This window comes from Adonisia turfae CCMR0081, assembly GCF_011009555.1.
Classification (GTDB): Bacteria; Cyanobacteriota; Cyanobacteriia; order Phormidesmidales; family Phormidesmidaceae; genus Leptothoe; species Leptothoe turfae.
On the sequence record NZ_QXHD01000004.1, the window covers coordinates 5720399 to 5729364 of the forward strand.

Sequence of the window (8966 nt, forward strand, 5' to 3'; positions counted from 1 at the left end):
CTGGTCAAGCCGCAATACATTCACAGCCACTGTTGCTAGCAACACCGCCAATAAGGGCCCTGGTGCATTGGGCCATCGCGCCTGCACAACAAATAAAAAGACTAAAACGGCAAGGGACAAAATCAATGTGGGACCATGGTACTGACTGAGATGGGTGACAAACGCCTGAATCTCTCCCAAAACAGTGTCTGCATCAGTGGGAACACCGCTCACTTTGCTCAGCTGCCCCGCCATCATAATCACGGCCACACCGGCCATATAGCCAATCAAAATAGGTTTAGACAGTAAATCAGCAAGAAACCCCAGTCGTGTCAGGTAGCCCAGAATATATACCCCCCCCACTAGCAGGGCTAATAAAGCGGCCAGGATGGCATAGTCGCTACCGCCGGGCGTTGCCAAAGGAGCAATGGCAACCGCTGTCATCACAGCGGTTGTGGATTCTGGGCCGACCGATAACTGTGGCGATGACCCCAACAAGGTGTAAATCACCATGGCAGGCAGAATCGCCCATAGCCCAGCCACAGGTTGAACTCCAGCCAATTCACCATAGGCCATACATTGGGGAATTAAATAGGCCGCCACCGTTAGCCCAGCCAATATATCTCCCCTTAACCAGGCTGACTGATAAGACAACAATTGCTTGAGGCCCAATGGCATCTCCATAGTTCATTTCACGTGTACTGGCAGATGTCTCTATCCTAGGAAATTTCCATAATTTCCATCATGGTGGCCATGGTGGCTGCTGGTGGTTAAAAATTTAACTTTTCAACACTCGTCCAGCATTTAAGATAGCGAGCAAGGCCACTCCAACATCGGCGAATACTGCTTCCCACAGGGTGGCCACCCCCATGGCTCCGAGGGCAATAAAGAAAAGTTTTATCACCATTGCTAACGTGATGTTTTGCCAAACAATCCGCAGGGTTTTTTGAGCAATTTGAATGGCCTCCGCCACCTTCGAGGGGGCGTCGGTCATGATCACGACATCGGCGGTTTCAATGGCAGCATCGGAACCTAGACCGCCCATGGCCATGCCCACATCAGCTCTAGCAATCACGGGGGCATCATTAATGCCATCACCCACAAAAGCCACTTTGCCTTTTGTCTGATTTGCACGATGTAAAAACTCTTCTAGGGCATCCACCTTATCTTCAGGCAACAGCTTTGCGTGATATTGATCCAGACCTAGCGTGTTAGCAATGCTATCGGCAACAGATTGACTGTCCCCTGTCAGCATGGCCGTTTCTAAACCTTGGCAATGGAGCAACCGAATTGCTTCAACGGCATCCTCCTTCAGCTCATCCGCAATTATGATGCGTCCACTGTACTCACCATCGACGGCCACATGGGCCACAGTCCCATCAACAACACAAACATCATGGGCAATCTGTTCTCGATGCAGCAGGCGATCGTTACCCGCTAATATCGTACTGCCTTTCACCTTGGCACGAATACCATGGCCCGAGATTTCTTCATAGTCTTGAATATCGGTAACATCAATCGATTGACCATAGGCCTGTCGAATGGATTGTGCCACCGGATGATTGGATTGAGCTTCCGCCTGGGCAGCCAGTTCTAGTAACTGCTGCTTACTCCAACCATTATGGGTAACCACATCAGTCACCCGAAAATTTCCCTGGGTCAGGGTACCCGTTTTATCAAAAACAACTGTCTTTACCTGGGCCAGGGCATCCAGAAACTTTGAGCCCTTTACCAAAATGCCGCGTTTAGCAGCTCCACCCACACCTCCAAAGTACCCTAACGGAATACTGATCACTAGACCACAGGGACAAGAGATCACCAGCAACACCAGGGCGCGATAGGTCCAAACCGCCTGGGTTGCCCCTGCCATAAACAGAGGTGGCAGGATCGCCATGGCCAACGACAGAAACACTACCGCAGGGGTGTAATAGCGGGCAAAGCGGGTAATAAACTTTTCAGTATCAGCCTTTTTACTACTGGCATTTTCCACCAGGTCCAAAATTTTAGCGATCGATGACTCCCCAAAGCGTTTTGTCACCTTCACCGTCAAAACACCAGACTGGTTCATCATGCCCCCCAAAACTGGTTGACCAACCGTAATGGTTCGGGGCACGGACTCTCCAGTCAGGGCCGAGGTATCCACTAGAGATGTACCCCCTAAGACATCTCCATCCAACGGCACTTTCTCGCCAGGGCGTACGACAATAATGTCGCCCACATTAACAATCTCAGGGGAAACGGCACGAATAACACCATCAACCTTGAGATTAGCGATGTCTGGCCGCACTTCTAGTAGAGCCTTGATTGAGTGGCGGGAGCGCCCCACAGAATAATCCTGAAACAGCTCCCCCACCTGGAAGAATAGCATCACCGCTACCGCTTCAGGCACCTCATGGATGGCGATCGCACCCAATGTCGCAATCGCCATTAAAAAGTTCTCATCAAAAACCCGCCCTTTGAGAATATTGCGCCCTGCCGTAGTCAGCACCTGCTTACCACTGATGAAATAAGCTGGCAGCAGCACCGCATATTCTGCGATCGCAAATGGCGTATTGTGAAGTGGCTGATAAAAAACAAAACCAATCAAAAAAAGAATGGCCGCAGCCACAATAGGCATCAATGCCTGACGCACATTGAACTCCTTTAAATCATGACCGTGGCCATGGCCACAACACCCATGGGAATGAGATCCCGCCATAGTAGTCACCAAGAAATCTGAATATCTGAACGAATATTCATATATTACACAATAAAAACAAATCTCATGCCTGAGTTCTGGCCTCTAACGTCTATCTCCCCCCGTTACTCATCTAAATGGTCAGCAACTTCCTGATAAAGCGCGGTAACATGTCCATCCGCCAAACTATAAAAAACATTACGTCCCTGGCGACGATACTTAACCAACCGATGAGACTTCAACACCCGCAGCTGATGAGAGACTGCCGATTCCCCCATTTTCACCGTTGCCGCCAAATCACACACACATAGCTCCTGCTGAGCCAGAGCCGACAGCAGTTTTAAGCGATGGGGATCGGACAACACAGTAAAAAACTCTGCCATCCGCTGGGCCTTTTCCGTCGCCAGCACCTCCGGCTGCACCTGACGCACACTCTCTAAATGCACAAGGGACTGGTCACAGCCAGGAGCATCAGCTGTCGTTCCGTTATTTTTTCGACTTGAAGCAGGCATGTAAAGGGTAACCCTCAGCATCATACTGCTATGATACTGAGAATCATTACCACCTGAAAGCCTGTTCAACTATTCTTGGTTTACTTGGCTAAGGTTGGGCGTCTATCTGCCGCTGCACCTGATCCATGAAACCCAGAGTCATCTGATAGCTTTCCTGGTCTCCCCGATTTTGAAATAGAGTCGCCGCCTGTTGTAGATCGGCCATGGCCTGTTGAGAGTTACCAAGGTGGTGGTTTAACAAACCACGGGTACCATAGGCTTCTGCCAGCTCAGGATCTAAACGGATGGCCGTATCAAAATCAGCCAGGGCTGTCTGTGCATCCCTGAGGCCAATGTAAACCTGGGCGCGATTGTAATAGGCATCAGCATTATCCGGCTCCAGGGCAACCGCTTGCTGGAAATCAGTCAGGGCGAGGGAAAACTGTCCAAGTTCAGCTAAAACCGTACCGCGATCCATATAGGCTTGGGTAAACTCTGGGTCTAGCTCAATGGCCTGGGTCAAGTCCGCAATGGCTGCATTCACATTGGACGTATGCAGATAGGCTTCACCTCGATGGTAGAAGGTTTCTGGGTGATTGCTACGGAGTCGCAGAGCTGCTGAAAAATCATCAATGGCCTGGTTAATGTCGCCGACATCATGGTAAGCAATGCCCCGTTGCAGATAGGCTTCAGCATTATCAGCGTCGGTTTCAATCAGTTGGGTATAGGTTGCGATCGCAGCCGCTAACTGTCCTTTCTCCGCCTGTTGCTGACCCCGTTCCAACAATTCGTCAGCATTAGTTGTTGCCAGCAGCGGCACTGCGTGAACAGGCTGCACTGCGTGAGCGGGCTGCATCGCCAGGCCTTGATAGACTGATGTCACCGCTAAGGTTGTCCCTAAAATAACTGCAAAACGTCTGTGATTTACCATGGCCAACGATCCCAACTGCGGTGTACTATCCTTAGCAAATAATTGCTCTTTTTCAGGGTAGGGTAGATTTTTCTATTTAGGAGATTTCCACAATGCCCATCATGCCCTGATCCTCATGATCCAGAATATGGCAGTGATAGACTGTGCGCCCCACAAAGTCTTCAAACCGAACACGGATAACAACTGTTTCATACCCTTGAAGACTCACGGTATCTTTCCACGCGAGCAGCGGTTCAGGCTGGCCATCACGTTCAATCACCTGAAAACGGTTAGTGTGCAAATGAAACGGATGATCAATACTGGCCTGGTTAATAAGTTTCCAATCTTCTATCTGATTTAGACGAACCTGGGTATCTACCCGACTCATATCGAAGGATTTGTTATTGATAATAAAACCACTGGAGCTATCTCCGATCCCATGGTTCAACACAAATTCTCGTGTGGTAACCGGTGTAGACAAGGCCTCAACGGGAATTAAGTTCTGAGGTAGCGGTAGCGGCTCAGCATAGTCGCTGGGCTGATAACGCAGGGTAGCAAGAGTGGTTTGGGTAGGCTGCACCACACCTGGCATGTATTCAACAGAGTCCCCCAGTGCCTCCACCACAGCGCCAATACCGCGATCATCAGGGAGACTAATGAGCTGATAGTCTCCGGGTTCTTGTTGACCTGGTACGAGGAGTTCGGCACGTTCACCGGGGGAGAGTCGTAGGATCTCAATTGCGGTGGGAGTTGCGATCGCACCTCGATCTGTCGCGATCAAAAACCAGGGATGATTTTGCAGTTGCAGCTGATAAATCCGAGAGGCTGACGCATTGATCAACCGTAGTCGCAGCAATCCATTTTGAGGTATGGTCACCGTAGGATTATGCTGACCATTGGCTAACAACCATGAACCCTCACGCCCCCACTTTTTGCCCAGAGCATGGAGTTCCAATGGCTGCAGTGTAGGCTCAAAATCCTGTAGTACCAGCACAGTCTCATCCGCCTGCTGTAGTTCAGGAACCTCATCCAGGTCTCCGCGAACAATCAACGGACCTGCTAAACCGCCAAATACTTGTCGCGCCACATCCAGATGGTAGTGAGGATGATACCAAGCTGTAACAGCCGGATGGTTAGATGGGATTTGAAATTCATAGGTGTAGCGCTCACCAGGGGCCACCTCTCGAAACACATTATCAATCTCAGGTGAGATGTGTAGGCCGTGATAATGGAGATTGGTGGGTCTATCTAGCTGGTTGACTAGGGTCAAACGCACCGTATCCCCAGCCCGTACTTCAATCATAGGGCCAGGCAGTTGACCATTGTAGGCCAATAAATGGGTACGCTCATCTGCGATGACCTGTGTTTGAGCTTGGGCTGTTAACGATAGCTCTAACACCCCATCCTGACTCGTGACACGACGTGGAGCACGGGCACATTGCGAAAACAATGGCGCGCTAGCGGCAATGGCCATACAGCTAAGAAATTGACGGCGATACATACAACTCAGTCCAATAGACACAAATTGCCATTTAGATATCGAAGCCAAATGGTAGCATCTATTCACAATACCGTTGCGTTTGAAATATAAGTGCACTGTGCAGTGGCCTGAAGCTATGAGACTTCAGGCCACTGTGTGAACTTTAATCAGCTCTCTTTGAAACAGAAAGATTCTCCAAAAGCTGATAGAGACTAAATTTCTAGCCTACGGTCGTGAAATCTTCAGCTGTCAAACTTCCTGTGAAAGAGGTTAGGCTAGCCAAGGTATCATTACCTGCCGACAGCCAGGTTTTACCATTTCTAGTCGACTGGTTCAGATCATCAAAGCTCAGGCTACCGATTTCGATCTTATCGATACCTTGTTCAAAGTCTCGGATGATCAAATAACCGCGACCTTCGTTCAACACAAATGTGTCGCTGCCGCCTCGACCAAAGGCAATATCGTATTTTTTAGCCGTACCCAAGTTCAGGCGGTCGTCACCGGACCCTGCTTTCACCCGGTCATCGCCTGTACCTGTGAGAATGTCTTTAGACCCATCGGACCTCCCATTATGCTTGGTCATGTAAATAAAGTTATTGCCATCACCCGCATCAACAGTATCGATCCCTGTGCCTAGACCAATTTTGTCATGGCCTGCCCCAGCGAGAATGGTATGGTTGCCACGTCTGAGCTTAATTTTGTTGTTGCCATTACCCAGATCAAGAAGGGTACTGTTACCACCACCGGGGTTACCAGGATCAGGTGTATCAGGATTTGAGGGTGTATCCGCGATATCAGATACGGTCACGCTGAGATTTTGAGTTGCAGTTAAGGCATCAGAGTCAGTGACGGTAACCTTAACCTTATAGATGTTGTCACCGTTAGCATCACCAGGCTTTTCAAAATCAGGTGCTGCCTTAAAATTCAACACACCGTTCTTATCGATGGAGAACAAAGCAGCATCTGCTCCACCGCTCAGACGGTAGGTGAGCCCATCTCCCTCACTGTCTACATCATCAGTACTATTGATATTGAGTACCGCAGTTTTATTCTCAGCAATGGTTACTGAAGAAGATGTTTTGATGGTTGGAGCCACTTTGCTGGGTTCGCTCGGATTGTCCGGTTCATTGGGTTCGCTGGACTCGTTAATATCTTTAATTGTGACGCTGAGATTTTGAGTTGCAGTTAAGGAATCAGAGTCAGTGACGGCAACCTTAACCTTATAGATGTTGTCACCGTTGGCATCACCAGGCTTTTCAAAATCAGGTGCTGCCTTAAAGTTCAACACACCGTTCTTATCGATGGAGAACAAAGCAGCATCTGCTCCACCGTTCAGACGGTAGGTGAGCCCATCCCCTTCACTGTCTACATCATCAGTACTATTGATATTGAGTACCGCAGTCCCATTTTCAGAGATTGTCACTGCCGAAGGAGTTTGAATGGTTGGAGCCACTTTAGCGGGTGGTTGATTGGGGGATGAGTCACTCTGGAACCCATCTAAAAGACCCTCATAAGCAAGTTTAGGCTTGTAATTTTCATCGAAAATATGGGCATCTCCAAAGCCCTTGAAGAAACCAGGTATCCATGAATAGCGATCCGTGAATCCCCAGAGAGTCACTGAACTACAATTGTCTGCTTCTAAACAAGTTTCAACAATCTGTTCATAGATCGCCGCTTGATTGCGTACTTCTGCCTGAGAAGCTGGTTTTCTAATGCGCACGTCAGCTTCTGTGACCTGAACTTCCAGACCAAGGGCACCAAGGCGGCGCATGTTGTCGGCAACACTATTGAAATTACGAGGATCTTCCTCTGGCATATGCATCTGGAAGCCAACACCATCAATGGGTACACCGTCTGCCTTCAGGTCTGATACCAACCGATAAATACCGTTAGATTTTCTGTTGACTTCAGAATTTCTATAATCGTTGTAGATAAGTGTGGCATTGGGGTCAGCCTCATGGGCCCATTTAAAGGCAAGTTCAATGTACTCAGGGCCAATCTCCTTGAGCCAGAATGAATTTCGAAGTGTTCCGTCTTCGTTAACAGCCTCATTAACAACATCCCATACAGGTATCTCCCCTTTATACCGTCCCACAACTGTTTTGATGTGGTTTTCGAGGATACCCAGCAGCTCTCGGCGGCTCCAGTTCCCATTTTCTATCCATTTTGGAATTTCTTTGTGCCAAACGAGGGTATGCCCCCTTAAATCCATATTACTTTTGCTAGCAAAGTTCACTAGTGCATCAGACTGACTAAAGTCAAAGCGACCTCGCTCAGGTTGTAGGAACCTGAACTTCATTTCATACTCAGCCGTGATGCTGTTAAACTCCTTAGCAATAGTTTCTCGGTAGCGGCTATCACTTTTCAGGCGACGAGCTTGAACAGCAGTTCCGATCACCATATTTTGTTTTTTGGCTGCGGAACGTAACGTACGATCGTTGTTGTTCATAATGAAGTGAATTAGATCTCATGATTTTCTGAAGCCAGCAAAAACGTTTACTACGACATCACCAATCTCTGCGGTCGTGAGGTTTCTCACGATCACAAGATTTTGATCGTTAAAATTGTTACCTACAACAGGGGTATGTTTAGTGAAACTACGAACTTTGAGAGTTCCTGTTCAGGTGCTCTAAGTTACTTCAAACTAAAGAGAAGCGCATTGCAAAACTTCCCTTACCTCGGGTTAGAGGTAACACGTTTTTGGAAGATGAAGATCGATATGTTGCCAATGATTTAGGTTTGTATTCAAGTTTTCAAAGCACCTTTAATGCTTTGTTGTATGACTATCAGAACACACTTCACATAAGGTATCTCGGATAGGGGCAATATGGCAGCCACCTCTAATGAAAAGATTGTGAGTATTTGATGAAGAAGATCGTTTACAGGGCAGAAAACTGCTTCTGGAATCAAAAAAAGTAAAATTTAGCGGATATTAGAGTTTGTGTTTGAATTACTTGGATGGACTTGAGTTAAAAGCACTTCTCTTGAAAATAATAAATAGCTCAAGGTATATGTTTTGAACTATTAAGGGGAGAGAGGTTTATAAAGTGAAACTATATATAGTGTTTGCCCCACGCATTGAAAATGCCTTTGATCATCACTCATTTACACCACCAGACTGTATGCATCTCAACGATGAGCTGTTATTGCAACATACGCTAGACAAAGATGTTTCAGACTATCCATCAACATCTTTGTCCGCTTTAGAAAATCAATGCTCCAGCCACTTATGATTTAGGGGAATCAATCGATCTAGATCAGATGGCTCTACATCAATATTTCCAGATTAGATCCTCCGGAATATCGACAACATCTGGACAGTTTACTACTGGCTGTATTAGACACGACTTGGAAGGTTACGAGCAGAGAAAAATAACTGGTGAGATGGGGGTTAGCTCGGCATCAGGACCTCCATAATGAGATCAACCG

The 8966-nt window shown here is 47.7% G+C and carries 7 protein-coding genes; 1 reads left to right on the plus strand and 6 read right to left on the minus strand.

Annotation, left to right across the window (positions count from 1 at the left end):
• The 6 genes from DXZ20_RS28305 to DXZ20_RS28330 form a co-directional block, all read right to left on the minus strand.
• Positions 1–663, minus strand: a 663-nt coding sequence (locus DXZ20_RS28305; protein ID WP_250565952.1) for a SulP family inorganic anion transporter, incomplete at its 3' end; no start/stop codon positions are given.
• Between the two features lie 94 nt (positions 664–757).
• Positions 758–2677, minus strand: a complete 1920-nt coding sequence (locus tag DXZ20_RS28310) for a heavy metal translocating P-type ATPase (RefSeq protein WP_163702470.1) — start codon at positions 2675–2677, stop codon at positions 758–760.
• A 104-nt stretch (positions 2678–2781) separates the two neighbouring features.
• Positions 2782–3168 carry an ArsR/SmtB family transcription factor gene (locus DXZ20_RS28315; protein WP_163663194.1) on the minus strand — a complete coding sequence of 129 codons (387 nt, stop codon included), beginning with the start codon at positions 3166–3168 and terminating at the stop codon, positions 2782–2784.
• An 88-nt stretch (positions 3169–3256) separates the two neighbouring features.
• Complete coding sequence (locus DXZ20_RS28320; RefSeq protein ID WP_163702472.1) at positions 3257–4078, minus strand: tetratricopeptide repeat protein; 822 nt, start codon at positions 4076–4078, stop codon at positions 3257–3259.
• A 76-nt stretch (positions 4079–4154) separates the two neighbouring features.
• On the minus strand, positions 4155–5558 hold the full coding sequence (locus DXZ20_RS28325) for a multicopper oxidase family protein (protein WP_163702474.1): 1404 nt from the start codon (positions 5556–5558) through the stop codon (positions 4155–4157).
• A gap of 199 nt (positions 5559–5757) precedes the next feature.
• Positions 5758–7986: an endo-1,4-beta-xylanase gene (locus tag DXZ20_RS28330; RefSeq protein WP_163663203.1), complete on the minus strand. Its 2229-nt coding sequence runs from the start codon at positions 7984–7986 to the stop codon at positions 5758–5760.
• Positions 7987–8584: 598 nt separating this feature from the next.
• Between DXZ20_RS28330 and DXZ20_RS28335 the strand changes: the two genes are divergently transcribed.
• Complete coding sequence (locus DXZ20_RS28335) at positions 8585–8770, plus strand: hypothetical protein (protein WP_163663208.1); 186 nt, start codon at positions 8585–8587, stop codon at positions 8768–8770.
• Positions 8771–8966 lie beyond the last annotated feature (196 nt).